Annotated in this window: 22 protein-coding genes and 1 other RNA gene; 20 read left to right on the top strand and 3 right to left on the bottom strand. The window is 68.7% G+C overall.

Annotated features, from left to right (window positions below; translation table 11 throughout):
• Nucleotides 1–22 precede the first annotated feature (22 nt).
• The 4 genes from ftsX (at nucleotide 23) to ssrA (ending at nucleotide 4,525) form a co-directional block, all read left to right on the top strand.
• A complete protein-coding gene (gene ftsX, locus MBA17_RS35095) occupies nucleotides 23–928 on the top strand; it encodes a permease-like cell division protein FtsX (RefSeq protein WP_238501717.1) in 906 nt (301 codons plus the stop codon).
• Nucleotides 929–951: 23 nt separating this feature from the next.
• Nucleotides 952–1,419 carry an SsrA-binding protein SmpB gene (smpB, locus tag MBA17_RS35100; RefSeq protein ID WP_238501719.1) on the top strand — a complete coding sequence of 156 codons (468 nt, stop codon included), beginning with the start codon at nucleotides 952–954 and terminating at the stop codon, nucleotides 1,417–1,419.
• Complete coding sequence (locus tag MBA17_RS35105; RefSeq protein WP_238501720.1) at nucleotides 1,416–3,293, top strand: penicillin-binding transpeptidase domain-containing protein; 1,878 nt, start codon at nucleotides 1,416–1,418, stop codon at nucleotides 3,291–3,293. The genes smpB and MBA17_RS35105 overlap by 4 nt, the downstream gene beginning before the upstream one ends.
• 844 nt (nucleotides 3,294–4,137) lie before the next feature.
• Nucleotides 4,138–4,525, top strand: a transfer-messenger RNA (tmRNA) gene (gene ssrA / locus MBA17_RS35110).
• A gap of 241 nt (nucleotides 4,526–4,766) precedes the next feature.
• Here ssrA and MBA17_RS35115 read toward each other — a convergent pair.
• Nucleotides 4,767–5,045, bottom strand: coding sequence for a hypothetical protein (locus MBA17_RS35115; RefSeq protein WP_238501721.1), 279 nt, complete (start codon nucleotides 5,043–5,045; stop codon nucleotides 4,767–4,769).
• Nucleotides 5,046–5,189: 144 nt separating this feature from the next.
• Between MBA17_RS35115 and MBA17_RS35120 the strand changes: the two genes are divergently transcribed.
• Nucleotides 5,190–5,402 carry a hypothetical protein gene (locus tag MBA17_RS35120; RefSeq protein WP_238501722.1) on the top strand — a complete coding sequence of 71 codons (213 nt, stop codon included), beginning with the start codon at nucleotides 5,190–5,192 and terminating at the stop codon, nucleotides 5,400–5,402.
• Nucleotides 5,387–5,956, top strand: coding sequence for a hypothetical protein (locus tag MBA17_RS35125; protein ID WP_238501723.1), 570 nt, complete (start codon nucleotides 5,387–5,389; stop codon nucleotides 5,954–5,956). The genes MBA17_RS35120 and MBA17_RS35125 overlap by 16 nt, the downstream gene beginning before the upstream one ends.
• Before the next feature lie 207 nt (nucleotides 5,957–6,163).
• Here MBA17_RS35125 and MBA17_RS35130 read toward each other — a convergent pair whose 3' ends face one another.
• Nucleotides 6,164–7,357 carry an SGNH/GDSL hydrolase family protein gene (locus tag MBA17_RS35130; protein ID WP_238501724.1) on the bottom strand — a complete coding sequence of 398 codons (1,194 nt, stop codon included), beginning with the start codon at nucleotides 7,355–7,357 and terminating at the stop codon, nucleotides 6,164–6,166.
• Nucleotides 7,358–8,097: 740 nt separating this feature from the next.
• Between MBA17_RS35130 and MBA17_RS35135 the strand changes: the two genes are divergently transcribed.
• The 10 genes from MBA17_RS35135 (at nucleotide 8,098) to MBA17_RS35180 (ending at nucleotide 18,178) form a co-directional block, all read left to right on the top strand.
• Nucleotides 8,098–9,051: a GNAT family N-acetyltransferase gene (locus MBA17_RS35135; RefSeq protein ID WP_238501725.1), complete on the top strand. Its 954-nt coding sequence runs from the start codon at nucleotides 8,098–8,100 to the stop codon at nucleotides 9,049–9,051.
• Complete coding sequence (locus tag MBA17_RS35140) at nucleotides 9,048–9,758, top strand: PIG-L deacetylase family protein (RefSeq protein WP_238501726.1); 711 nt, start codon at nucleotides 9,048–9,050, stop codon at nucleotides 9,756–9,758. The genes MBA17_RS35135 and MBA17_RS35140 overlap by 4 nt, the downstream gene beginning before the upstream one ends.
• A complete protein-coding gene (locus MBA17_RS35145; RefSeq protein WP_238501727.1) occupies nucleotides 9,755–11,386 on the top strand; it encodes an ABC transporter substrate-binding protein in 1,632 nt (543 codons plus the stop codon). The genes MBA17_RS35140 and MBA17_RS35145 overlap by 4 nt, the downstream gene beginning before the upstream one ends.
• Nucleotides 11,383–12,360, top strand: coding sequence for an ABC transporter permease (locus MBA17_RS35150; protein WP_238501728.1), 978 nt, complete (start codon nucleotides 11,383–11,385; stop codon nucleotides 12,358–12,360). Before MBA17_RS35145 ends, MBA17_RS35150 begins: the two co-directional genes overlap by 4 nt.
• A 1-nt stretch (nucleotide 12,361) precedes the next feature.
• The gene (locus MBA17_RS35155; RefSeq protein WP_238501729.1) at nucleotides 12,362–13,213 is read left to right on the top strand and encodes an ABC transporter permease; all 852 of its coding nucleotides are present in this window, start codon (nucleotides 12,362–12,364) and stop codon (nucleotides 13,211–13,213) included.
• Nucleotides 13,210–14,199: an ABC transporter ATP-binding protein gene (locus tag MBA17_RS35160; RefSeq protein WP_238501730.1), complete on the top strand. Its 990-nt coding sequence runs from the start codon at nucleotides 13,210–13,212 to the stop codon at nucleotides 14,197–14,199. Before MBA17_RS35155 ends, MBA17_RS35160 begins: the two co-directional genes overlap by 4 nt.
• Nucleotides 14,196–15,182, top strand: coding sequence for an ABC transporter ATP-binding protein (locus MBA17_RS35165; RefSeq protein ID WP_238501732.1), 987 nt, complete (start codon nucleotides 14,196–14,198; stop codon nucleotides 15,180–15,182). Before MBA17_RS35160 ends, MBA17_RS35165 begins: the two co-directional genes overlap by 4 nt.
• A gap of 212 nt (nucleotides 15,183–15,394) precedes the next feature.
• A complete protein-coding gene (locus MBA17_RS35170) occupies nucleotides 15,395–17,365 on the top strand; it encodes an acyltransferase family protein (RefSeq protein ID WP_238501734.1) in 1,971 nt (656 codons plus the stop codon).
• A gap of 124 nt (nucleotides 17,366–17,489) precedes the next feature.
• Entirely contained in the window at nucleotides 17,490–17,762 is a 273-nt protein-coding gene (locus MBA17_RS35175) for a hypothetical protein (protein WP_238501736.1), read from the top strand.
• Between the two features lie 29 nt (nucleotides 17,763–17,791).
• Entirely contained in the window at nucleotides 17,792–18,178 is a 387-nt protein-coding gene (locus tag MBA17_RS35180) for a hypothetical protein (protein ID WP_238501738.1), read from the top strand.
• 195 nt (nucleotides 18,179–18,373) lie between these two features.
• Here MBA17_RS35180 and MBA17_RS35185 read toward each other — a convergent pair whose 3' ends face one another.
• Nucleotides 18,374–18,733, bottom strand: a complete 360-nt coding sequence (locus MBA17_RS35185) for a hypothetical protein (RefSeq protein WP_238501739.1) — start codon at nucleotides 18,731–18,733, stop codon at nucleotides 18,374–18,376.
• Nucleotides 18,734–18,852: 119 nt separating this feature from the next.
• Between MBA17_RS35185 and MBA17_RS35190 the strand changes: the two genes are divergently transcribed.
• From MBA17_RS35190 to MBA17_RS35205, 4 genes are all read left to right on the top strand, one after another.
• A complete protein-coding gene (locus MBA17_RS35190) occupies nucleotides 18,853–19,404 on the top strand; it encodes a GntR family transcriptional regulator (RefSeq protein ID WP_238501741.1) in 552 nt (183 codons plus the stop codon).
• A gap of 63 nt (nucleotides 19,405–19,467) precedes the next feature.
• A complete protein-coding gene (locus tag MBA17_RS35195; protein ID WP_238501743.1) occupies nucleotides 19,468–20,289 on the top strand; it encodes an isocitrate lyase/PEP mutase family protein in 822 nt (273 codons plus the stop codon).
• Between the two features lie 498 nt (nucleotides 20,290–20,787).
• Nucleotides 20,788–22,506, top strand: coding sequence for an ABC transporter ATP-binding protein (locus MBA17_RS35200; protein WP_238501745.1), 1,719 nt, complete (start codon nucleotides 20,788–20,790; stop codon nucleotides 22,504–22,506).
• Nucleotides 22,503–23,352, top strand: an 850-nt coding sequence (locus MBA17_RS35205; RefSeq protein ID WP_238501747.1) for an ABC transporter ATP-binding protein, incomplete at its 3' end; no start/stop codon positions are given. The genes MBA17_RS35200 and MBA17_RS35205, both read left to right, overlap by 4 nt.

Consider the following 23,352-nt stretch of genomic DNA (forward strand, 5'->3'; position numbering starts at 1 on the left):
TCGAGCGAGCTACAGGAAGAGCATGCGGGCGAACTTCATCTTCTCCGAGGTCTGGATCGGCCTTCGCCGTAACCTGACGATGACCATCGCGGTCGTCGTCACGGTCGCCATCGGTATGGCACTGCTGGGTGTCGGTTTGATGATCAACGCCCAGGTCTCCAACATGAAGGACTTCTGGGCCGACAAGGTCGAGGTGTCGGTCTTCCTCTGCTCCAAGGACGCACCCTTCGAGGCATGCAAGAACAGCCGGGGTGTCACCGCGCAGGAGAAGAAGGCCCTGGAGGGGCAGATCCGCGCGCTGCCGCAGGTCCAAGACGTCTCCTTCGAGAACTCGGCCGCCGCCTACGAGAACTTCAAGATTCAGTACGGCGCGACCAGCGTGCTGGTCAACGCGGTCAAGGTCGAGGACATGCCCGAGTCCTTCCGGGTGAAGCTCAAGGACCCCGAGACCTACGACGCGGTGATCAAGGCGCTCCAGGGCGCCCCCGGCGTGTCCAACGTGATCAACCAGAAGGAGATCCTGGAGCGATGGTTCTCCCTGCTGGACAAGTTGCGCTGGGCGGCCCTCGTGGTGGCGTTCATCCTGGTCTTCGCGGCCATCCTGCTGATCGGTAACACGGTCAGGCTGTCGGCGTACAACCGCCGCAGAGAGACCGGCATCATGCGGCTGGTCGGCGCCTCCAACCTCTACATCCAGTTGCCGTTCGTGATGGAGGGCGTGATCGCCGGCCTGGTCGGCGGTGTCGTCGCGGCGAGCCTGCTGATCATCGCCAAGGTCTTCCTGTTCGACAGCGTCCAGACGTATCTGCCCGGCGGGCAGCTCGGCTGGAACGACCTGGCCTCGGTGATCACACTAACGATGATCGTGGGCGTGCTGATCTGTCTGCTCGCCTCGTTCGTCACGCTTCGCCGTTACCTGAGGGTGTGAGACGGGCCGGTAGGCTCGAAGACATGCCACGTGAGACCGGGCGGAAGTTCATCGCTCAGAACAAGCGTGCCCGCCACGACTTCCATATCGAGGAGACCTTCGAGGCGGGCATGGTGCTGCAGGGCACGGAGGTCAAGTCCCTGCGTGAGGGCAGGGCCTCGCTGGCGGATGGTTATGCCACGATCAAGGACGGGGAGGCGTGGCTGATCAACGCCCACATCCCCGAGTACACCCAGGGCACCTGGACCAACCACTCCGCCCGCCGTACCCGGAAGTTGCTCCTGCACCGCAAGGAGATCGGCAAGCTCGCCGCCAAGACCAAGGAGGGCGGGCTCACCATCGTTCCGCTGTCCCTGTACTTCAAGGACGGCAAGGCCAAGGTGGAGCTCGGCCTGGCCCGGGGCAAGAAAGACTGGGACAAGCGGCAGACCCTCGCGGAGAAGCAGGCCAAGCGGGAGATGGCGCGCGTCGTGCGGCACAGGAACAGATGACGGTGGCGGCAGCCGTACCCCGCAGGAAGACCGTCGCCGCGGCGCTCGCGCTCGCGGCGACGGCCCCCATGCTGACCGCGTGCTTCGAGGAGCCCTCCGCGCACGACGCGGTGCGCGACTTTCTGGTCGGCTGGCAGTCCGGCGACTACGAGGCCGCGGCCTCCCGCACGGACGGCGACCGGAAGGCCGTGGCCAAGGCGCTGGAGGACGTCCGCCTGCAACTCGACGCGGCCTCCTTCCGCTTCGACATCAAGGGCATCAGACGGGTGGGCGAGGGCACCGTCGCCGACTTCCAGGCCGAGGTGGACCTGGGGGAGAACAACCCGCTGTGGGTCTACCGCAGCAGGCTCCCGCTGCACCTCGTCGGCGGGCAGTGGCTGGTGCGCTGGTCGCCGAGCGTGCTCCACCCGCAGCTCGGCCAGGGCCAGCGGTTCGCCGTGGAGGCGACCTCCGAAGGGCGTCAGCCGGTGCTCGACCGTAACAACGACCCGTTGCAGCGCCCCCTTCCCCTCTACGTGGCGGCGGCCACGCCGGCGACGCTCACCGACGAGGAGAAGGAGCGGCTCTGCGAGCAGCTCGCCGAGGTGACGGGGTTCGCCCAGGACCGCCTGCTCAGCCGGATCAGGTCCGCGCCGCCGAGCACCGTGGTGCCGCTCGTCACCTTCGGCCGCAAGAAGTTCGCCCAGCTTGAGGCGGAACTCGAGGCCATCGACGGCATCAAGATCGTCACCGAGGAGCAGCCGGTCGCCCCCGACGCGCCCCGCCAGCTCATCGGCCTGGTCAGCGCCGTCACTCCGGAGAGCGAGCAGCAGCTCGGCGGCCCCCAGCGGGCCGGTGACTCCGTCGGTCTCGGCGGCCTGCAGAAGGCGTACCAGGACCAGCTCACCGGGGCCACCGACACCCGGGTGATCACCCTCGACCTCAAGACCGACACCAAGGTCGCCGAGCTCGCCAAGTGGCCGGGCCGGGCCAACGCGTCCGTGCAGACCACCATCGACACCCGAATCCAGACCGCCGCCGAGACCGCGGTCACCACCAGCCATCCGGCGGCCCTGGTCGCCGTCAAGGCCGGCACCGGCGAGATCCTCGCCGTCAGCACCAAGGACCTGCACCAGGAGAAGGACGCGCTGGCCGGGAAGTTCCCCGCGGGCAGCGCCTTCTCCGTCATCGCCGCCGACGCCCTGCTCAAGGCGGGCATCAGCCCGAAGCAGAAGCTGCCCTGCCCGCCGCAACGCAGTGTGGGCGGCGCCGAGTTCCAGCAGGCCGGCCTCAACGCGGGCGGCACCCCCACCTTCAGGAACAGCTTCGCCAACGGCTGCGTCACCGCCCTGGCCGCGCTCGCCCGCCGGGTGGACGCGGCCTCGCTCGCCGCCAGCGCCGCCAGTTTCGGCATCGGCAGCCCCTGGCAGCTTCCCCTCAAGTCCTTCAGCGGCAGCATCCCGCGGCTGACCAGCGACGCCGCCAGGGCCAAGGCCATCGTCGGCGAGAACATCAAGGTCAGCCCGCTCAGCATGGCCCTGGTCGCGGGCGCCGTGCGGTCCGGCACCTGGCATCCGCCGCTCCTGGTGACCGCGCCCGCGTCCCCCGATCCCGCCGCCGAGGTGGTCCCCGCCGCGCAGCCCGACCCCATCAAGCTCGACCCCAAGCGGATCAGCGCCCTCAGGTCCCTCATGCGCGCCGGCGTGACGTCGGGCACCGCCCGCACCGCCAACGCCACCGGCGCCCCCGTCTACGGCATCACCTCCGCCACCAGCGACAACCGCTCCTGGTTCATCGGATGGCAGGGTGACGTGGCGGTCGCCGTGCTCGCCGAGGGGACGGATCCGGCCGCCATCGCCAGCCGGTTCTTCCACGCGTCCCACGTCACTTCGTGACTCTCCGCAAACTTTCATCACTTAAAGCAACCAACGGGATGCGCGCGAGCGTCTTACTAATTGACTGGGCGCCGCTTGGGGGGTTGCGGGCTCAGTCGCCGTGATACGACAGGGCTTCATCTCGGGGGAAGCCCTGTCGTCCGGACCGGCGCGACCCTGCCGGTCGGCCCCGGGAGCGCGTGCGTCCGTGCCGCGCTCCCGGGGCAACGCCGACCCGTGCTGGCTGTCTTTGCGTCGGCTGTGTCGCGGCAGGTGTCCGTACGGCAAGCCAGGCCGGCTCCGCGCGCCGCCGCCGGCCGACGTCCGTGGACCGGCGCTCCTCCAGCGCCCCCAGCGAGCACCGCAACGCTTCGACCACCTACGGTTCCTGACCTTCACTGACACTCCGGCCCTGCCTCCAGCGCCCCCAGCGAGCACCGCAACGCTTCGACCCCCAACGACGTCCTCTGGTCCCCGCGTTCCCACCTCGGCCTGCCTTTACGGCAGCTTTTGTCCGGGCGTCTCCAGACAGTCCATGAACTCCTCGCGCCAGACGGTCGCATCCCACCCGGGTTCCTCATCACGGGAGCCGTCAGGTGTGGGCGGTCGGCGGCGACCACGGGTTTGACCAGCGGACATGGCTGAGGAGCCGGCCGTAACGGCGATCGGCTGGGGCGCCCGGTAAGCGTGGGCCCACAGGGGCTCGCGGGCTGCGGCGAGTGGCCGAGAGTGGGCGTCGCCGTACATCCTTCGTGGGGACGTGGGCGAGGGATGGGAATTGAGTTGGCGTACGGGGTGTTGTGAAGGGTATCTTCAGAGTACGCGCGGAGCCTCCAGGGGCGCCGGGCGGGTTGATAACTGCACAGGGGGTGACTGGTTTCGACTTTGACCTTGCAAGTCAGTGGGAAGCGGGCCGAGGACGGCGGACATAACCTCGTTAATACTGTGACCGCAAAACAATAAGTGCCAATAAGACGCACTCTGAGGTAACCCAGGCTCGCCTGGGCCTCGCCGCCTAAGCAGCGAGTTAACCTCTGCCGGCCCGGGAGCGCCTCCGGTCCGACGCCGGCATCGCTAGGAGGCTAAACCGATCGTCTCGGTCACGGGGACGAGAGGGAAATCAAACAGTGACTGAGCCCGTCGGCGACACGCCTGCGTGATTGCCGGGGCTGAGAAAAGCACAGCAGGCTGCGCCCGGAGAAGCCCTGACCTGGGGTTGAAGGACGCGGGTTCGATTCCCGCCACCTCCACCGATGACAAGGGGATCCTTGGATCGCCGGCCTTGACGGGCCGGCTCCCAGGGGTCCCCTTCGTCTGTTGCACGCCTTGGGCTCGACAGGGCTTCGCGCCCTATCCGCCCAGCCGTTTCCTCCCGTCATACCGATGGCCCGACCTGAGCAGTTAGCGCTCGGCGGGACGCTACGCATAGACGGACGACAAGTTTCAGCTATAGGCGCTTCGCTTACCGCCGTTTCCGGTCGAGACATCCGGGCGTCAGGAGATATGGCAGCCTGACCCTGACAGGGTGCCGTTCCACGGGAAGGCCGTGCGGCAGGTGTACACCCCCGCGGCGGCGCCGGAGACGATGGTGACTGTCACGGCTGAGTAGCCCGTTCCGGTACAGGACCAGGCGGTCAGCGTGTAGCCGTCCTCGTCCTGGGCGCGGTCGCCGAAGAAACAACTGTGCGAGCCGTCTGCGTGCGCCGGAGCCGCCGGCAGCGACGCGGCCAGAAGCGCAGTGCCGAGGGCTAAAGCGGCGAAGCGTTTCGTCATGACCTCGACGCTAGCCGGGACGCGGAGGGCGAGCCAGATGCGGTTGTCACCACTGTCAGTGTGTTCCTCACACGACAAGCGCGTGTGAAAGGCCAGTGGTCATGCGGGGCATCCACCGGGACGGCTCCAGCGAGGCTGGCCGTCATGCTCTACCGGGCGCTCGCGCTGCCCGAGCACCGGCAAGCGACGGAGGTGTCGGCCGTGGCGGAGACGCCGGGCCTACCAGATGCGGCGTCAACGGATCTACGGGAGGAAGCGACGTGGCTGCTGGCGGTGTGGCAGAAACTGCGACAGACGACGGACGCACAGGCGAACGCCGACAACGACAAATGGCTGGTCGTGTGGCGCGCCGAGTAACCGACCTGCTCGCCCCGGCATGGATCGTGATCAGCCTTCCCCTCGTGGTCGGGGCACTCTCCTCCGCCTGGACCGGGCTCGCGTGGGGGGTGCTCGCCGCGGCGTTGTGCGGCGGCATCCCCGCGGTGGCCCTCTTCGCCGGGGTGCGGCTCGGCTGGTTCGGCGACTGGCACGTTCGTGAGCGCAGGCAGCGGCCCAAGCTCGTCGGCGTCATCTTCGCCCTGGTCGTACTGGCGCTCACCCTGCTCGTCGTCTTGGGGGCGCCGCGGGTGATGGTGGCGTGCGTGGCCAGCATGCTCGCCGGTCTCACCGTCGTCGGATCGATCACCCTGGTGTGGAAGATCTCGTTCCATACGGCGGTCGGGGCCGGTGCCGTGGTGATGCTCGCGTGGGTGCTGCCCGCGCCGCTGATCGTGCTCGCCGCCGGCGGCGTGGTGGTGGTGTTGATCGGGTGGGCCCGCGCGGAGATCCGCGATCACACGCCCGCCCAGGCTCTCGCGGGCGCCGCTGCGGGAGTTGCGGCGACCTGGGCAACACTGGCGGTCCTACTGTGAGTCTCGCGATGCACTCTTGAACGCGTCAGTGCCTCGTGCGACATAGTGCCTGGATAGACGGGACCTCGAACGGCTTCCGCGCCCCCGTGCATGGTGCGTTTCCGCTGGTCGCGTTTCGCTACAAGATCTGTCACCAGTCGCAGTGGCCACGAAAGCGGCGCGGCGGTTTTGTGCCGTTCTGGTCACGTCGTGGATCACGCCGTCCGGCTACCAGCGCAGTGGGAGGGTGGCGATGAAACCGTTGAGCCGCTCGGCGATTAGCTGGTGGTCGTGGGCGGATGGGTGCCAGTGGCAGCCGAGGTAGTCCAGGCCGGAATTGTCGTAGTACCAGTAGCGGACCCGATCGTCGCCGCTGCTGTTGCGCTCCCGGACTATCTGCTGAGCGGCGTCGGCGAACACGGTGGTGTTGGACATGTGGGTGGCACTGACCACGATGATCGTGCGGGGGCCGTACCGGGACCGGAGCTTGTCGAGGAAAGCCTGGTAGGCGGTGCGGTACGCGGCTAGCAGGGTGTCTGGCGTCCACCGCTCGCCCGCGTTGATGGCGGTTGAGAAGTCGTTGATGCCGAGGCCGACCACGACCAGTTGCGGCCGCCAGGTTCCCGGGTTCTGCCAGACATCGCCGTCGGCGTTGAGCAGGGCCCTGTCGTAGTAGGTGCGGTAGTCGACCTCGGGGTTGCCGCCGTTGTAGTTGCGCACCATGCCGAGGCCGGAGTATGCGTTGATCTGGTAGTCGGCGTTCAGCCGTCGCGAGGTGAGGGCGCCGAAGCTGAGGTTGGCATCGGTGGTTCGGGCGAGCTTGTCGTTGGTGCAGTCACGCGTGTCGGAGCGGTTGCCGTAGCCGACGGTGTAGGAGTCGCCGATGAACTCGATCTGCCGGTGGCGCGGCGCGGGCTTGCTGAGGACCGCACCACCGGGGGCGGCGACGAAGCCGCCGAAGGCGCTTGTGGCCCACGGGCTCTCCGTACGTTTGACGAGTCGCACCTGGTGCACGCCACGGGTGAGGCCGTTGACCCAGTACGTGGTCTGGCCCGGGGTCACCAGGGTGGCGACGGTCGCACCGTCGACTTCGACGTCGTAGTCATTGTCGGAGTCGTTGAGGACGATCCCGACGCCGGTGCCTCGGAAGCGGCCTTCGAAGTAGACGCCGGGCCAGCTGTACTCAACGGAGGCTCTGTCAACCTTGACGCGACCGACCGTGTGCGCTTTGGCCAGGACGCCGGATACCGGCTTCTGCAGGATCTCGCCGTCGCACGCTTCGGAGGTGGCGCTCCAATCGCGCGGGCACCCTTCCACCTGCGCGCCCGAGGACGAATGGGCCGGAGCCGCGCCGGCGGGACCGGGCACCACCACGGCGCCCAGCAACGCGGCCAGTGCCGCGGTCACACGTACGGGTCGCACAGTTTCTCCTTCACAGTGGCTGACGAGGTCGGCCACGGCCATGCGATGGCAGGTACTGAGATGGACCGGGTGTGAAAGACATCACGACAATCGAGGTAGCTGGGCGATTGTAGCCAGCGCGTGCACGGGTGACGCAACATCGGATTCAGTCCCGTACACCGACATGGGGCCCTACCACGGGGGCCCCATTCGTCCGCTGAAACTAGCTTGAAATCAGCAGGGTGCGGGCCTCGTCGGTGCCCCGGACGAGGAGCCACGCGCCGCTGCTCCCGTTGCGGATTCTCCCGTACGCCGAGACGGACGACGACCGGCGGCTACCACGCCGTCAGCGCCGCCACCCTGGCCAAGATCCTCCAGCCGGGCGGCAACATTTACTACGTCTCCAAGCTCTGATCGGGTAACGGTCAGCGGCTGCACCCGTATCGGGTGACCTGATCGCCCGCACGAGGCCCGTACGGCGGCGCTCTCCGGAAGGAGAGGCCACGGTGCGGGCCTTTCGCATGTTCCGGCGTGAGAACGCCGGCGCGACACACTGTGGCAAACCGTACAAAACACCCGCCAGCTAGCCTGGGCACCCACGATCGCCGCCATCGAAATGCCGCTGGCCTCGTACAACTTACCCCACGCGAAGGAAAGTTTCTACGCGTGTGACTGGAGAGAAGATTTTCGCCGGAAGTTATTGACCCGAACCGCCATATGTCGGGAAGCTGTCGAACCAAGCGCAAAGATGGAAGGACCTCATGGCCGAGATCGTTACCCGCGGGTTCACCGCCGGGGATGAGAGCTCTCTGGTGGGCGCGTGGAACCGCAGCCTCCCCGGCGACCCGACGACGGCCGGCTGGTTCCGCGACTGCGTGCTGCTCGACCCGAACTTCGATCCCGAAGGGCTGCGGGTCGCCTGCGTGGACGACCAGGTGGTCGGCTGCGCCTACGCCGTACGACGGCTGACCCCGCTCGCCGGGACGGAGCTGGACCCGGAGACCGGGTGGATCCCGTTCTTCTTCGTCGACCCCGGGCACCGGCGCGGCGGCCTCGGACGGCGGCTGCTCGACGAGGCGCTCGGCTTCCTCACCGGCCACCACCGGACCACGGTGGACTTCGCGCCCTACACGCCCAACTACGTGCTGCCCGGCGTCGACCCGCAGGCGTACCCCGAGGCGCTGCGGCTGCTGACCGAGCTGGGGTTCGGCACCCTCTACTCCCCGGTGGCCATGGACCGCGGCCTGGTCGGCTACGTCACGCCCGACGACGTCACCGAATTGCGGGCGAAGCGCGAAGGCGAAGGCTACGAGTTCCGCGGCCCGCGCGACGGCGAACTGCCCGAGCTGATCAGGTTCGCCTCGGACGTGTTCAACCCCGACTGGGGCGAGGCCATCAGGGACGCCGTCCGCAGGGGCATCGCCCGCGACCGCATCGTGGTGGCCAGGCGCGACGGGCTCAAGGGCTTCGCGATGTACGCCGCCTACCGGGGCATCCCCGAGCGCTTCGGCCCGTTCGGCGTCGATCCGGAGGAGCGCGGAACGGGACTCGGCAAGATCCTTCTGCACGCCACCATGACGCGGATGCGCGCCGAGGGACTGCACTCGTCGTGGTTCCTGTGGACGGGCGAGGCCAGCCCGGCGGGCCACCTCTACACCAAAGCCGGTTACTCGATCACCAGGAGATTCAACGTCATGAGGTGGCAGGCCCGATGACCCACGTTCTCGCCATCGGCGCGCACGCCGGCGACATGGATTTGACCGCGGGAGCCGTACTGGCGCAGCACGTTCTGGCCGGAGACCGGGCCACACTGCTGCACCTGACCCTCGGCGAGCGCGGTCACCCCAAGATGCCCGTGCCCGAATACGCCGATCAGAAGCGCGCGGAGGCGGAGCGGTTCGCCGAGCGGATCGGCGCGGGCGTCAGGTTCCTCGACTACGAGGACGGGCTGCTGCCCGAGGACGAGGACGTCAAGATGCGGGTCGGCGACCTGATCAGGGAGCTGCGGCCGGACGTCATCCTGACCCACGCGAGCGAGAGCATCCACAAGGACCACGCGCGCACCCATCGCATCGTGCTCGACGCCCGTTTCTACGGCGGGCTGCGCACGCTCGAACGCGATCTGCCCGCGTACTGGGCGAAGGAACTCTACTTCGCCGACAACTGGGAGGACGCTGAGGGCTATCAGCCCGACGTCTTCGTTGAGCTGACCGACGAGGCCTACGAGGTCTGGTCGGAGGCCATGACCGGTTACGCATATGCCCGGGGCGAGACGTACGGCTTCCCGTACGTCGACTACTACCGGGCACTCACGATCGTGCGCGGGGCCCCCGCGGGATTCCGCCGGGCGCAGGCTTTCGCAGCCCCCAAGGGCTCCCGAGACCTCCGGGCACGGTACTTCGGAAAAGGAAACACCGCATGACCCCCCCGAGATATCGCCTGCTGGTCGCGTTGACCGCGTTGGTTCCGGTCGTCGCACTGGCCGGCTGCGGCGGCGCACAGAGCCCGAACACCGGCTCCAAGACCGCCCCGCCGCTCGTCATCCACGCCGTCGACGCCGGCTCCTACCAGGAGAACTTCAACCCCTTCCACCTGGAGGGGGTGAACTTCGGCACCACCGGGCTGATCCACGAGACGCTGGAGTACTTCAACAAGCTCAAGCCGGGCGAGTCCAAGCCCTGGCTGGCCACCGAGCACCAGTGGTCCAACGACGGCAAGACGCTGACCTTCACCCTGCGCCAGGGGGTGAAGTGGACCGACGGCAAGCCGTTCACCGCCGACGATGTGGCCTTCACCTTCGACACGATGCGCAAGCATCCCTCGCTCAACCGGAGCGCCCTGGACATCGCGGGCACCAAGGTGCTCGCGCCGGACAAGGTGGAGATCGACTTCGGCGAGACGTCGTACGCGAAGTTGTTCAACATCGCGGGCAACACGGGGATCGTGCCCAAGCACGTGTTCGAGAAGCAGGACCCGGTCACCTTCACCAACCCCAAGCCGGTCGGCACCGGGCCCTACATGCTCTCCTCGTTCTCCGCGCAGCTCTATGAGATGAAGAAGAACCCGGGCTACTGGCAGCCGGGCAAGCCGGTCGTGCCGACCCTGCGGTTCCCCGCCTACACCGCCAACGCCGTGCAGACCGGACTCCAGCAGGGCGAGATCGACTGGGCCGGCGCCTTCGTGCCCGACATCGACAAGATCTACGTCCAGGGCCAGCCGGACCAGAACAAGTACTTCTTCCCGCCCGAGGGCCTGGTCTCGCTGCTGCCGAACCTCACCAACCCGATCCTGGCCAAGCCGGAGGTACGGCAGGCGCTCAACCTGGCCATCGACCGCGACAAGATCGTGAAGGTGGCCGAGCGCGGCTACACGACGCCGCCGCACCCGAGCGGCGTGGTGATGCCCGGTGGCGAGGCGTACCTGCCGCCGGAGCACAAGGACGCGAAGTACACCGTCGACATCGAGCGGGCCAAGCAGCTCCTGAAGGACTCCGGTGTGCAGCCGGACAAGCTGTCGTTCACCCTGCTGGTGCCCTCGCCGTTCACCGACTGGGTGAACGCCGCCCAGCTCATCAGGGAGGACCTCGCCAAGATCGGGGTCAAGGTGGAGACGCGGGGTGTTGCGTTCGCGGACTGGGTGTCGAAGGTCGGCAAGGGCAGTTTCGACCTGTCGATCCGGGCCACCCCGTTCGGGCCCACGCCGTACTTCTCGATGCGGTCGCTGCTGCTCAGCGACCTGACCCAGCCCGTCGGCACCTCGGCCACCGGCAACTACCAGCGGTGGAAGGACGGCGAGAGCGACCGGCTCCTCGCGGAGTACGCCGCGACCGAGGACGAGGCCGAGCAGCAGCAGGCCGTGCAGAAACTCGGCAAGATCATGGTGGAGAAGCTCCCCGTGCTGCCGCTGTTCTACAGCCCCGCGTGGGCGCAGTACCGCACCGGCAAGTACGTCGGCTGGCCGAGCAAGGAGAACCCGTACGCGCTGGCTTCGCCCTACGTCTCGCCTGACGCGGCCATCGTGCTGCTCAACCTGAAGCCTGCGGGCACGTGAGGTTTCTCGCCAGGCGGCTCGGGTTCTACCTGCTCACGGCCTGGGCCGCCGTCACGCTCAACTTCCTGATCCCCCGGATGATGCCGGGGGATCCGGTCGACCTGCTGGTCGCGCGGCTGAAGGGCAACGTCGATCCGGCCGCGATCGAGGCGATGAAGCAGGCGTTCGGGATCAGCGACGCCAACCTGTGGGTGCAGTACGTCGACTACCTCGGCAACCTGTTCAACGGCGAGCTGGGGCGGTCGATCACCTTCTTCCCGACCGAGGTGACCACGATCATCACCGGCGCGCTGCCGTGGACGGTCGGGCTGGTCGGGGTCGCCACGCTGATCAGTTATCTGCTGGGCACGCTGCTCGGCGTGCTCGCCGCGTGGAAGCGGGGCAGCTGGCTCGACGGGGTGCTGCCGGTCTCCACGTTCATGCACGCCGTGCCGTACTTCTGGGTGGCGCTGGCGCTGGTGTTCGTCTTCGGCGTCACGTTGCGGTGGTTTCCGGTGAGCCGGGCCTACGGGCTGGACGTGGTGCCGGCGTGGGACGGGCCGTTCGTCTCCAGCGTGCTCTACCACGCGGCGCTGCCGGCCATCACGATCGTGATCGCCTCGATGGCCGACCGGATCCTCGGCATGCGGAACGTCATGGTGACCACGCTCGGCGAGGACTACGTGGTGATGGCCGAGGCCAAGGGGCTCACCAGCCGCCGGGTCATGTGGGCCTACGCCGCGCGCAACGCGATCCTGCCGAACATCACCAGCTTCGCCCTCTCGCTCGGGTTCGTGGTCGGCGGCTCGGTGCTCACCGAGATCGTCTTCTCCTACCCGGGCATCGGGTCGATGCTGCTCAAGGCCGTGGAGAACGAGGACTTCCCGCTGATGCAGGGCATCTTCCTGGTCATCTCGCTGGCCGTGCTGGTGGCCAACTTCCTGGCCGACCTGGCCTACGTCGTACTCGATCCGCGGACCCGGCAGGAGGCCTGACATGCGCTCATGGAAGATCAGGCTCGGCATGGCGATCCTCGGGTTCTTCACCCTGATGGCGATCTTCGGGCCGTTGCTGGTCTCCGGCGATCCCTCGGCCACCAGCGACGACGGGCTCGTCGGCCCCTCGGCCGAGCACTGGCTGGGCACCACCCAGACAGGCCAGGACATCTTCACCCAGATCGTGTACGGCGCGCGGATCTCGATGGGAGTGGGCGTGCTGTCGGCCGTCATCGCCACCATCGTGTCGATCGCGGTCGGGCTGATCGGCGGCTACTTCGGCGGAGCCATCGACGAGACGCTCTCGGTGATCACCAACATCTTCCTGGTGCTGCCCGCGTTGCCGCTGGTCATCGTGCTGGCCGGCTACCTGCCCCAGCGCGGCGTCACCTCGGTCGCGGTCGTCATCGCGGTGACCGGCTGGGCGTGGGGGGCCCGGATCCTGCGCGCGCAGACGCTCTCCATCCGCCGCCGTGACTTCGTCGAGGCGGCCAAGGCCAGCGGCGAGCGCCCGATGCGGATCATCTTCTTCGAGATCCTGCCCGTGCAGCTCCCGGTGATCGCCACCAGCTTCCTGGCGACCGTGGTCGCGGCCATCCTCGCCGAGGCGGGGCTGTCCTTCCTCGGTCTGGCCGACCTGTCCAGCGTGAGCTGGGGGAGCATGCTGTACTTCGCGCAGAACGGCCAGGCGCTGCTGGTGGGCGCGTGGTGGTGGTTCATCCCGCCGGGCCTGTGCATCGCGCTCATCGGAGCCGGGCTGGGGCTGATGAACTTCGGCATCGACGAGATCGCGAATCCCCGGCTCCGCACGATCAAACCGCCCCGGCGGAAGAAGCTGGAGGCCCGTTCATGAACGTCCTGGAGATCCGCGGGCTCAGCGTCGACTATCTGTCGGCGGGCGGCACCGTGCACGCGGTCGACGACGTCTCGCTCGACCTGCGGCGCGGCGAGATCCTCGGGCTCGCGGGGGAGAGCGGCAGCGGCAAGTCGACCCTGGCGCACGCCATCGGCCGGCTGCTCCGCCCACCGGCGATGATCACCGCCGGATCGGTGGTCTACCACCGCAAGGACGAGCAGGTGGACGTGCTGAAACTCGCCCCCAAGGCGTTGCGCGCATTCCGCTGGAAGGAGCTCGCGGTCGTCTTCCAGAGCGCGATGAACTCCCTCAACCCGGTGATGGCCGTCGGCGCGCAGATCGACGACGTCCTCCGCATCCACGAACCCGACATGTCACGCAAAGCTCGTGGAGAACGGGTGGTAGAGCTGCTCCGGCGGGTCGGCATCAGCGCCGACCGGCGCAAAAGCTACCCGCACGAGCTCTCCGGCGGGATGCGGCAGCGCGCCGCCATCGCCATCGCGCTCGCCCTCAACCCCGAGGTCATCGTCATGGACGAGCCGACGACCGCCCTCGACGTGGTGGTCCAGCGCGACATCCTGCACGAGATCCGCACCCTCAAGGACGAGTACGGCTTCGCGGTCATCTTCATCACGCACGACCTGTCCCTGCTGATGGAGATCTCCGACCGGATCGCCATCATGTACGCGGGCCGCGTGGTGGAGACCGGCACCGCCAAGGAACTGCACCGCTCGCCCCGCCATCCGTACACCCTCGGCCTGCTGCGTTCCTTCCCCAAGCTGCGCGGCCCGCGCGAGGACCTGCTCGGCATCCCGGGCACGCCCCCCGACCTGCGCGACCTGCCCCCGGGCTGCGCCTTCCATCCGCGCTGCCAGTCCGCCTTCGACGACTGCGGCCGGGTGTCCCCGCGGTTGCTGCCCGGACCGCACGGCGAGGTCGCCTGCCTGCTCAACGAGAACACCGGTGTGGAGGTCCAAGCGTGAGTGGAAAGGTGGTGCTCGAGGGCCGGAACCTCACCAAGCACTTCACTGCCGCCCGTGGCCCGAGAGGCAGGCTGGGCCGCCGCCCGCCCGTCCGGGCCGTGGAGGAGGTGTCGCTGTCCCTGCGCGCCGGATCGGTGACCGCCCTGGTCGGCGAGAGCGGCTGCGGCAAGAGCACGGTCGCCCGCCTGCTGGCCCAGGTCTACCCGACGACCTCGGGTGACGTCCTGCTGCACGGCGAGGCCGTACGGGCTCATCGCGGGGCGGCCTTCCGCGACTACCGCCGCCAGGTCCAGCTCATCTTCCAGGACCCGTTCGCCTCGCTGAACCCCTTCCACCGGGTCCGCTACCACCTCGCCAGGCCGTTGCGGATCCACGGTCACGTGCGGTCGGCGGCGGAGGAGACGGAGCAGGTGGCCGAACTGCTCGAACGGGTCAGCCTCACCCCGACCGACCAGTTCATGGACAAGATGCCGCACGAGCTGTCCGGCGGGCAGCGCCAGCGCGTCGCCATCGCCAGAGCGCTCGCCGTGCAGCCGGTCGCCCTGATCGCCGACGAGCCGGTCTCGATGCTCGACGTGTCGATCCGGCTCGGCGTGCTGCGACTGCTGGAGAAGCTGGCCGACGAGAGCGGCCTGGCCCTGCTCTACATCACCCACGACATCGCCAGCGCCCGGTACTTCGCCGAGGAGATCATGGTGATGTACGCGGGCCGGCTCATCGAGCGCGGCGCGAGCGAGGAACTGACCCAGTCGCCCAAGCACCCCTACACGCAGCTCCTGCTGGAGTCGGCCCCCGACCCCGACCGGGTGGCGCCGCCCGGCTCCACCAGGCGCGGCGAACCGCCCAGCCTGATCGACCCGCCGAGCGGCTGCCGGTTCCACCCCCGCTGCCCGGTGGCCATGCCGGTCTGCTCGGAGAAGACCCCGCCCCGCACCCAGCTCGGCGACGGCAGATGGACGGAGTGCTGGCAGTACGAGAAGTAGGGCCACGCCGGGTCCGCTCGGGGTGTGGCTGTGTGGGAAGTGGTGGCCATGCCGGTCCGCGTGGGTTCGGGTGTGGACGGTGCGGTGGCTGTGTGAGTAGTCGGTCCGCTCGGGGGATCGGCTGTGCGAGAAGTGATGGTTGATTTGTCGGAGTGGACGGCTTACCCATAGCCTGATCGGCGGCCAATCGGTACCTCACAAGGCGGACGTGCATGGTGTCAGCTCCCGGGCTTCTGCCGAGCACCCGGGCGGCCCAGACGCCCAAGGCCGCCGAGCACCGGCCGGAGATCGAAGGGCTGCGGGCGGTCGCCGTCCTGCTGGTGGCCGTCTACCACATCTGGCTCGGCCGGGTCTCCGGCGGCGTGGACGTCTTCCTGATGCTGACCGGGTTCCTCATCACCGGTTCGCTGCTGCGCACGGTGGAGCGGACCGGCCGGGTGGAGTTCGCCGCGTTCGCGGGCCGGCTCGCCAGGAGGTTGTTCCCGCCCGCGGCGCTGGTGCTGCTAGCCGTACTGGCCGGGACCTGGGTGTGGCTGCCGCGCACCCGGTGGGGCGACACGCTGAGCGAGGTGCTCGCGTCCGGGCTCTACTACGAGAACTGGCGCCTGGCCGTCACGGCCGTCGACTATCTCGCCGGTGGCACGCCTCCCAGCCCGGTGCAGCACTTCTGGTCGCTGGGCATCCAGGGACAGTTCTACCTGGTCTGGCCGGTGCTGCTGGCCGGGGCGGTGCTGGTGTCGGCGCTGGTGACCCGGTGGAGCACGCGGACGGTCTTCCTCGGCGTGAACGTGCTGGTGTTCCTCGTCTCGCTCGGCTACTCGGTCGTGCGCACGGGGACCGACCAGGCGTGGGCCTACTTCGACACCGGGGCCCGGCTGTGGGAGCTGGCGCTCGGCGGGATCCTCGCCATCGCCCTGCCGTACCTGCGTACGCCTCGCGCGGTCAGGCTCGTGCTCGGCTGGCTCGGCCTCGCCGCGCTGGTCTCGTGCGGGCTGCTGCTCCAGGTCGGAGCGGTCTTCCCCGGCTACGCGGCGCTGTGGCCCACGCTGGCCGGTGTCATGATCATTGTGGCCGGGGTCGCCGGCGGGGCCGACCGGCTGCTCACGCTCAAACCGGTGATGTACGTCGGCGGTATCTCCTACGCCCTCTACCTGTGGCACTGGCCGCTCCTCGTCTTCTACCTCACCGCGACCGGCCGCACCAGGGCGAGCCTGCTGGGCGGGCTCCTGGTCCTGGCCGCCGCCCTCCTTCTCGCCGCCGCGACGACCCGCCTCACCGCCGGCCCGCTGCAGCGGGCGAAACGCGGCAGACCGGCCACGGCGCGCTCGCTCGCCGTGGGGCTGGCCTGCCTGCTTCCGGTGCTGGTCGCCGCCACCGGCTGGACCGCCTACCTGGAGAACCAGACGAGGCAGCGGGTCGCCAAGGGGAGCGCCATCGTGCCCGATCCCGCCGACGCCGCCGACGACCGTCCGCTCACCTACGCGAACGGCTGCAACCAGGTCACCCAGAAGGACGAGGTGCTCTCCTGCGCCTTCGGGCCCGAACGGGCGAGCCGTACGATCGTGCTGGTGGGCAACTCGCACGCCGCGCACTGGTTCCCTGCCCTGCACCAGATCGCCGAAGCCAACCGCTGGCGGCTGGTCAACTTCACCAAGGGCGCGTGCGCGCTCTCCACCCGGCCACAGCGGTACCAGGGCAAGCCGTACCCGTCGTGCGACCGGTGGCAGGCGGGCGTGCTGGCCGAGCTGGCGAAGCTCAAACCGGACCTGCTGGTCACCACCGCGACGATCTCCAGCCCGTACGCCAGGGGTGAGACGCTTCCTCCCGGTTACCTCGCGCGATGGCGTGAGCTGGGCACGATGGGGATCAAGGTGCTGGCGATCCGCGACACGCCCCGGATGTCGTTCGACCCGCCGGAGTGCGTCGTCACGAAGGGACCGGCCGCCTGCGTCGACGACCGGAGCCGCAGCCTCGCCGACACCTCGCCGATCGCCGCGCTGGCCGGGAAACCGCGCAACGTCACCTTCGCCGACCTCACCGCCCGCCTCTGCCCCGCCGACCGCTGCCCCTCGGTGATCGGCAACACCATGGTCTACTCCGACGTCGGCCACATCACCACCACCTTCATGCGCACCCTGGCCCCCGACCTCACCACCCGCCTCAAACAGGCACTGACCCGTTAGCCCGGCACTCGGAGCACGCCGCGACCGTACGGCTGCGCACGTCGTCGAACAGTCGGCCGTGAACAGGCCTGGAGATGAATCCAGATCAGAGACGCGGATGGTACTACCAGATATGGTTGTTGGTATGACGGATAAGCGGGCGATCAGTCTTCCCGAGAAGGAAGCGGCGTGGCTTGACCAAAAAGTGCAGGCAGGTGATGTTTCGTCCTTCTCGGCAGGCGTGGCCGAGTTGATCGCGACCGCACGCCGGCGAGAGGAATGGCTCACCCGTGAGGCGGAGGCCTTCGGCGAGCCCATGCCGGACGATCCCGAGCGAGAGGCCTACTGGGCCAGGCGGCTGAACCGGCCCGCCGCGGAGATCCTCATGGACAACGCGCGCGACCACGACTCCGCATGAGCCGATGCCGGGTCCTCCACACCCCTGCCGTGTCCGTCTACCTCGGCGGAGACAAGGACCTGCGTATCCTGCTGGCCGCCGCCGCCCGGGAGATGGTGACCCTTTCCCTGCCCTCCACCGTGCTTGCGGCGGCCACAAGCGGGCACCTCGGCCTCTATCTTGAGCGTCTGAACGCCCGGGTCCAGGCTCTGCTGACCAATCCGGCGGTCGTCGTCGATCACCTGATCGACCGGCGCGGCGATGCTGAAAGGGCGATACGCAGCGGCTATCTCGCGGGCGCCCTGACTCTCACACTTGAGGACGCGCAGACCGCCGACGTGGCTCTCACTCGATCCGCTCCCGTGCTGACGACCCGGGCCGGCGCTGCGAGCTTGGCGAAGATCGAGCCCCGCCTGGCATTCGACCTCGTCGGCTGATTCGAAGGGCTTAGCCGCCCACACGTAGCCACAGGTTCGTCGCGCCCGGGGGCCTGGGTCAGGCTCATGGTGTACCTCCGTATCGATGGATACGGCTGAGCTCGAATGTCGCGGGCGGGCCCTCGATCGCGTCGATCCGCCGAAGCGGGCCCTGGCGGTGTCGTCCGTTGCCGGGCCCGCTTCGGTACTGGTTCCTCAGTTCGGGTCGGCGAGGTTGCAGGCGGGGACCCAGCCGACGACGCCGGTGGCGAGGTTGCGGCCGTGGGACCACTGGTTGCTGCTCAGACCCGTCTGACACGCGTAGTTTCCGTGGATCTCGACGCGGTCGATCTGGAAACCCTGGCCGGGGTAGCCCAGGCCGTTGCGGCTGGACTGGCTGGTGGGCTGCCGCCAGATGATCACGCCGGGCAGCGCGAAGTCGACCCGCTGGGCAGTTGCGTGACCGGGTGCTCGCTGGTCCGTGCCGGTCGCGGCCTGCGCCGCGGGCCCCAGCAGCAGCCCGCCGCCGGTCAGTGCCATGGTGAGTGCCGCCGCGACCGTGCGCTTGATGTTCAACGTACCCCCTGATTGACGTTGAGTGGTTGGACAATTACACAGTGTGCGCGATGGAGGCGTCAACGGGTTTGGCTGAGCCTGCTGGATGCTGCAGGTGGAGGCGCTGGGATAGTGGGGGGATGACTCCTCGGGTCGTCGTCCGACGTGCCTTGCCGACCGAGCCCGCCGTACGCGGGTCGGCGTCGCTGTTCATGACCGAGGCCGCGCGGCAGGGGATCCGGCCGGGGCGGCGGATGCTCTACGTCGGGGCGGAGGCGGCGACCGAGCAGGTGGCCGCCGCGTTGCGGGTCGAGCCCGGCGCGGAGGTGCTGGCCAGGCGGAAGCTGCTGCTCGCCGAGGAGGTGCCGGTCCGCATCGCGACCAGCTACTTCCGCCTCGACCTGTTCGGCGGCACCCCGATCGCCGCACCCGACTTCGTACGGCCCAGCCTGCAGGCCGGGATCGAGGCGCTGGGCCACCGGTTCGGCCACGCGGAGGAGCACCTGATCGCACGGCCGCCAGAGGGTGCGGAGGCGGAGACGCTGGAACTCGATCCCGGCGAGTGGGTCGTCCAGGTGCTGCGCGCCGGCTACTCGGACCGCGACACGCCGATCCACATCCTGGAGACCGTCTGCGCCGCCACCCGCCATGTCTTCCCGATCGCCCAGGGGAGCGGGGCCGACGAGTTCTAGCCGGTGCGGTGTGGTCCGATTCTCGCCAGTCGGTTGCCGTGATCGGCTGATGTACTGGTTCTCGTGATCACTCAAAACGACAAGGCACTGCGGTTCCGCTCGCTTCACGAAGGGGGTCGCCCGCTGATCCTGGCCAACGCGTGGGACGTCGTCAGCGCGCGGCTGGTCGAGGAGGCGGGGGCCTCGGCGATCGCCACCACCAGCGCGGGGGTCGCCTGGAGCCTAGGTGTGCCGGACGGCGACCTGCTCGGCCGCGACCGCGTGTTCGACCTGGTGTCCCGGATGGCCGCCGCCGTCGCGCTGCCCGTCACGGCCGACATCGAGTCCGGTTATTCGGCCACGCCCGGTGGGGTCGGGGAGACGATCCGGGGCGTGATGCAGGCCGGGGCCGTGGGCGTGAACATCGAGGACGCGTTGTACGGCTCGGCGTCGGCGCTGCGGGCCGTACCGGAGCAGGCCGAACGGATCGCGGCGGCCAGGGAGGCCGCAGGCCGGCCCGAACTGTTCGTCAACGCGCGCATTGACACCTACCTGCGCCAGGTGGGCGATCCGGCGGCCAGGCTCGACGACACGCTGGCCCGGGCCGCCGCCTATCTGGAGGCGGGCGCCGACGGCATCTTCGTGCCCGGCGTCACCGACCCCGACACCGTCGCCACCCTCACCGTGGGCATCCCCGCCCCGCTGAACGTCCTCGCCGGCCCCACCGCTCCGGACATCGCCACCCTCGCGGGCCTCGGCGTCGCCCGCGTCAGCCTTGGCTCCTCGATCGCCGCAGCCGCCTACGCCCTCGTCCAGCGAGCCGCCGAGGAGGCGTTCACGCAGGGCACCTACCTCTCGTTGGCGGGCGGCCTGACCTACGGCGAACTCAACTCACTGTTCGCCTGAGGTCACTCGCGACGAAGCCGCCCGGCTGGAGGCCTCCGCCTTGCCGCCCTGCTGAGCCCGCTGCTGCCCGGGCCGCCTCGCGCGTCGCTTCAGGTTGATGACCGGCCAATCATTCTGTCGGCCGAGCAGCGGCGTTGGTAACGATTCGGTCTCGGAGAATTGAGGGTCCGGCCCGCCCGCGCGTCCCGAGCGCCCCCTTCGGGTATCAAGACCATCCGGCCGTTGTCGGCCCTGAACTCAAGCTTTGCGACCGGCTCCGATGGGCGGGGAGGGCGGAGGGGACGGCCTTAAATCGATTGAAACGCAGTAATAACCTGATGGGGCATGGGTGAGCCGTCGAGGGGGTGCCCCCAGCGGTTCACCGGCGCGTTCGTGTTCCCCCGCTGGTGAGGAGTGCCCTACCCCACTATGTCTTCAGGCAGCCGAGATACCACGCCGTCCGATCAACAGACCCGAGAACCCAGCTCCCGCCGAGTGAAGTCGAACTCACTCTGGCGGATGAAGTCCTACCTCCGCCCCCATCTCGCCCGGCTCGCCCTCATCTGGCTGGCGGCCATCGCGGGCATCGCCACCAGCATCTCCATCCCGCTGGTCGGCAGAGAGATCATCGATGGCCCGGTGACGCAGCGCGACCTCGATGCGCTGTTACCGCTCGGGTTGCTCGCGCTCGGACTCGGGGTCGCCGAGGCGATGCTGACCCTCCTGCGCCGATGGACCCAGATCACTCCGGTGCTGGGGCTGGAGACCGCGATCCGGGACGACCTCTACCGGCACCTCCAGCACCTGCCGATGAGCTTCCACGACGAGTGGCAGTCGGGCCAACTGCTGTCCCGCGCGACGACCGACCTGTCCGCGATCAGGCGGTTCTTCGGGTTCGGCCTGCTGTTCCTGGTGATGAACATCGTGCAGCTCATCACCGTGACGGTCGTGCTGCTGCAGATGTACTGGCCGCTGGGGCTGGTGGTGGCGGCCTCCGCCGTACCCATCGTCATCATCTCGTTGCGCTTCGAGAGGCGATACATCCGGATCTCGCGGCAGGTTCAGGACCAGCAGGGCGATCTCGCCACGTTCGTCGAGGAGTCGGCGATCGGGATTCGGACGGTCAGGTCGTTCGGCCGGCGGCACCATGTCTACGACACCTTCGACGAGTCCGTGCTGAAGGTCCACGGGACCTCGATGGCCAAGGTACGGCTCGCCTCCAGGTTCTTCACCTTCCTCGAGGTGATCCCGAACATCACCCTCGCCCTGGTGCTGCTGCTCGGTGCGCTGGCCGTCGGCGCGGGCGGGCTCACCCAGGGCACCCTGGTGGCGTTCACCATGCTGATGCTGTCGCTGGTCTGGCCGATCGCCTCGCTCGGCCACATCCTGGCGATGGGACAGGAGGCGATGACCGCCGCCGACCGGGTGATGGAGGTGCTCGACACCGAGTCCGCGATCGTCGACGGCGCCGAGGCCATCGACCGGCCGCGCGGCCACCTGAGGTTCGAAGGGGTGGAGTTCCGTTTCGCGGGCGGCGAGGAGCCCGTACTGCGTGATGTCTGGCTCGAGGTCAGCCCCGGGGAGACGGTCGCCGTCGTCGGCGCGACGGGATCGGGCAAGACGACGCTGACCTCGCTGGTGCCCAGGTTGCTCGACGTCACGGCGGGCCGGGTCACCATCGACGGGCGTGACGTGCGCGATATGCCGCTGAACGAGCTGCGGTCGGTGGTGGCCACGGCGTTCGAGGAGCCGACGCTGTTCTCGATGAGCGTGCGGGAGAACCTCCTCCTCGGCCGCCGCGACGCCACCGAGGAGGAGGTCCGGGACGCGCTGGAGGTCGCCCAGGCCGGTTTCGCCTACGACCTGCCGTGGGGCCTCGACACCAGGATCGGCGAGCAGGGGATGTCGCTCTCCGGCGGGCAGCGGCAGCGGCTGGCGCTGGCCCGCGCGGTGCTCAGCCGGCCACGGATCCTGGTCCTCGACGACACCATGTCCGCCCTCGACGTGGAGACCGAGGCGCTGGTGGAGGAGGCGCTCAAGCGGGTCCTCCAGGACGCCACCGGCGTCGTGGTCGCCCACCGTGCCTCCACGGTGCTGCTGGCGGACAAGGTCGCGCTGCTGCGCGACGGCACCATCACGCACATCGGCCGCCACACGGACCTGCTCGCCGAAGTGCCCGAATACCGGGAACTGCTCGCCCAGGACGCCGACCTCGACCCCGAGGGGGCCCTGCGATGACCGTCCAGACTCAGGAACCCAAGAGCTGGCGCGGCGTCGCCAGCGAGGAGCAGGACGAGCTGTCGGAGAAGGTCTCCCTGCTGCTGCGCACCCGCTCGCGCCGGCTGCTCGGCGACCTGATCCGCCCGCACCGCAGATCCATCGGGCTGCTGATCGTGATCATCGTGATCAGCAACGCCGCCGGGCTGGCCATCCCCTATCTGGTGAAGGTCGGCATCGACGCCGGAATCCCGCCGATGCTCCGCGACGAGGGCACGACCACCCTGGTCACCATCGTCGCGGTGATCCTGGCGGCGGCGTTGATCCAGGCGTTCACCCGGCAGATCTTCCTCCGGCTGTCCGGCCGGATCGGCCAGGACATCCTGCTGGAGCTGCGGAGACGCGTCTTCGACCACTTCCAGCGGCTCTCGCTGTCCTTCCACGAGAAGTACACCTCGGGCCGGGTCATCTCCCGGCTCACCTCCGACGTCGAAGCGATCTCGGAACTGCTCCAGTCGGGATTCGACGGCATCGTCACCGCGGTGCTCACCCTCTTCGGTACGGCGGTGCTGCTCCTCGTCCTGGACGTCCATCTCGGCCTGGTGGCCCTGTTGCCGCTGCCCATCCTGTTCCTGTTCACCCGGTGGTTCAGACGGCAGTCGAGCATCGTCTACCGCCGTACCAGGGAGACCGTCGCACTGGTGATCGTCCATTTCGTGGAGTCGATGACCGGGATCCGCGCGGTGCAGGCGTTCCGCAGGGAGCCGCGCAATCAGGAGATCTTCGAGGAGCTGAACGAGAACTACCGTGAGGCCAACATGCGCAGCATGCGGCTCGTCGCGGTGTTCATGCCGGGCATCAAGCTGA

Source organism: Dolomitihabitans soli (genome assembly GCF_022213955.1).
Lineage (GTDB): Bacteria > Actinomycetota > Actinomycetes > Streptosporangiales > Streptosporangiaceae > Streptosporangium_A > Streptosporangium_A soli.

Bases quoted from the DNA above. Each gene is read 5' to 3' on its own strand.
- ftsX (WP_238501717.1), top strand. From the start codon at position 23: ATGCGGGCGAACTTCATCTTCTCCGAGGTCTGGATCGGCCTTCGCCGT.
- smpB (WP_238501719.1), top strand. From the start codon at position 952: ATGCCACGTGAGACCGGGCGGAAGTTCATCGCTCAGAACAAGCGTGCC.
- MBA17_RS35105 (WP_238501720.1), top strand. From the start codon at position 1,416: ATGACGGTGGCGGCAGCCGTACCCCGCAGGAAGACCGTCGCCGCGGCG.
- MBA17_RS35115 (WP_238501721.1), bottom strand. From the start codon at position 5,045: ATGACGAAACGCTTCGCCGCTTTAGCCCTCGGCACTGCGCTTCTGGCC.
- MBA17_RS35120 (WP_238501722.1), top strand. From the start codon at position 5,190: ATGCTCTACCGGGCGCTCGCGCTGCCCGAGCACCGGCAAGCGACGGAG.
- MBA17_RS35135 (WP_238501725.1), top strand. From the start codon at position 8,098: ATGGCCGAGATCGTTACCCGCGGGTTCACCGCCGGGGATGAGAGCTCT.
- MBA17_RS35140 (WP_238501726.1), top strand. From the start codon at position 9,048: ATGACCCACGTTCTCGCCATCGGCGCGCACGCCGGCGACATGGATTTG.
- MBA17_RS35145 (WP_238501727.1), top strand. From the start codon at position 9,755: ATGACCCCCCCGAGATATCGCCTGCTGGTCGCGTTGACCGCGTTGGTT.
- MBA17_RS35155 (WP_238501729.1), top strand. From the start codon at position 12,362: ATGCGCTCATGGAAGATCAGGCTCGGCATGGCGATCCTCGGGTTCTTC.
- MBA17_RS35160 (WP_238501730.1), top strand. From the start codon at position 13,210: ATGAACGTCCTGGAGATCCGCGGGCTCAGCGTCGACTATCTGTCGGCG.
- MBA17_RS35170 (WP_238501734.1), top strand. From the start codon at position 15,395: ATGGTGTCAGCTCCCGGGCTTCTGCCGAGCACCCGGGCGGCCCAGACG.
- MBA17_RS35175 (WP_238501736.1), top strand. From the start codon at position 17,490: ATGACGGATAAGCGGGCGATCAGTCTTCCCGAGAAGGAAGCGGCGTGG.
- MBA17_RS35190 (WP_238501741.1), top strand. From the start codon at position 18,853: ATGACTCCTCGGGTCGTCGTCCGACGTGCCTTGCCGACCGAGCCCGCC.
- MBA17_RS35200 (WP_238501745.1), top strand. From the start codon at position 20,788: ATGAAGTCCTACCTCCGCCCCCATCTCGCCCGGCTCGCCCTCATCTGG.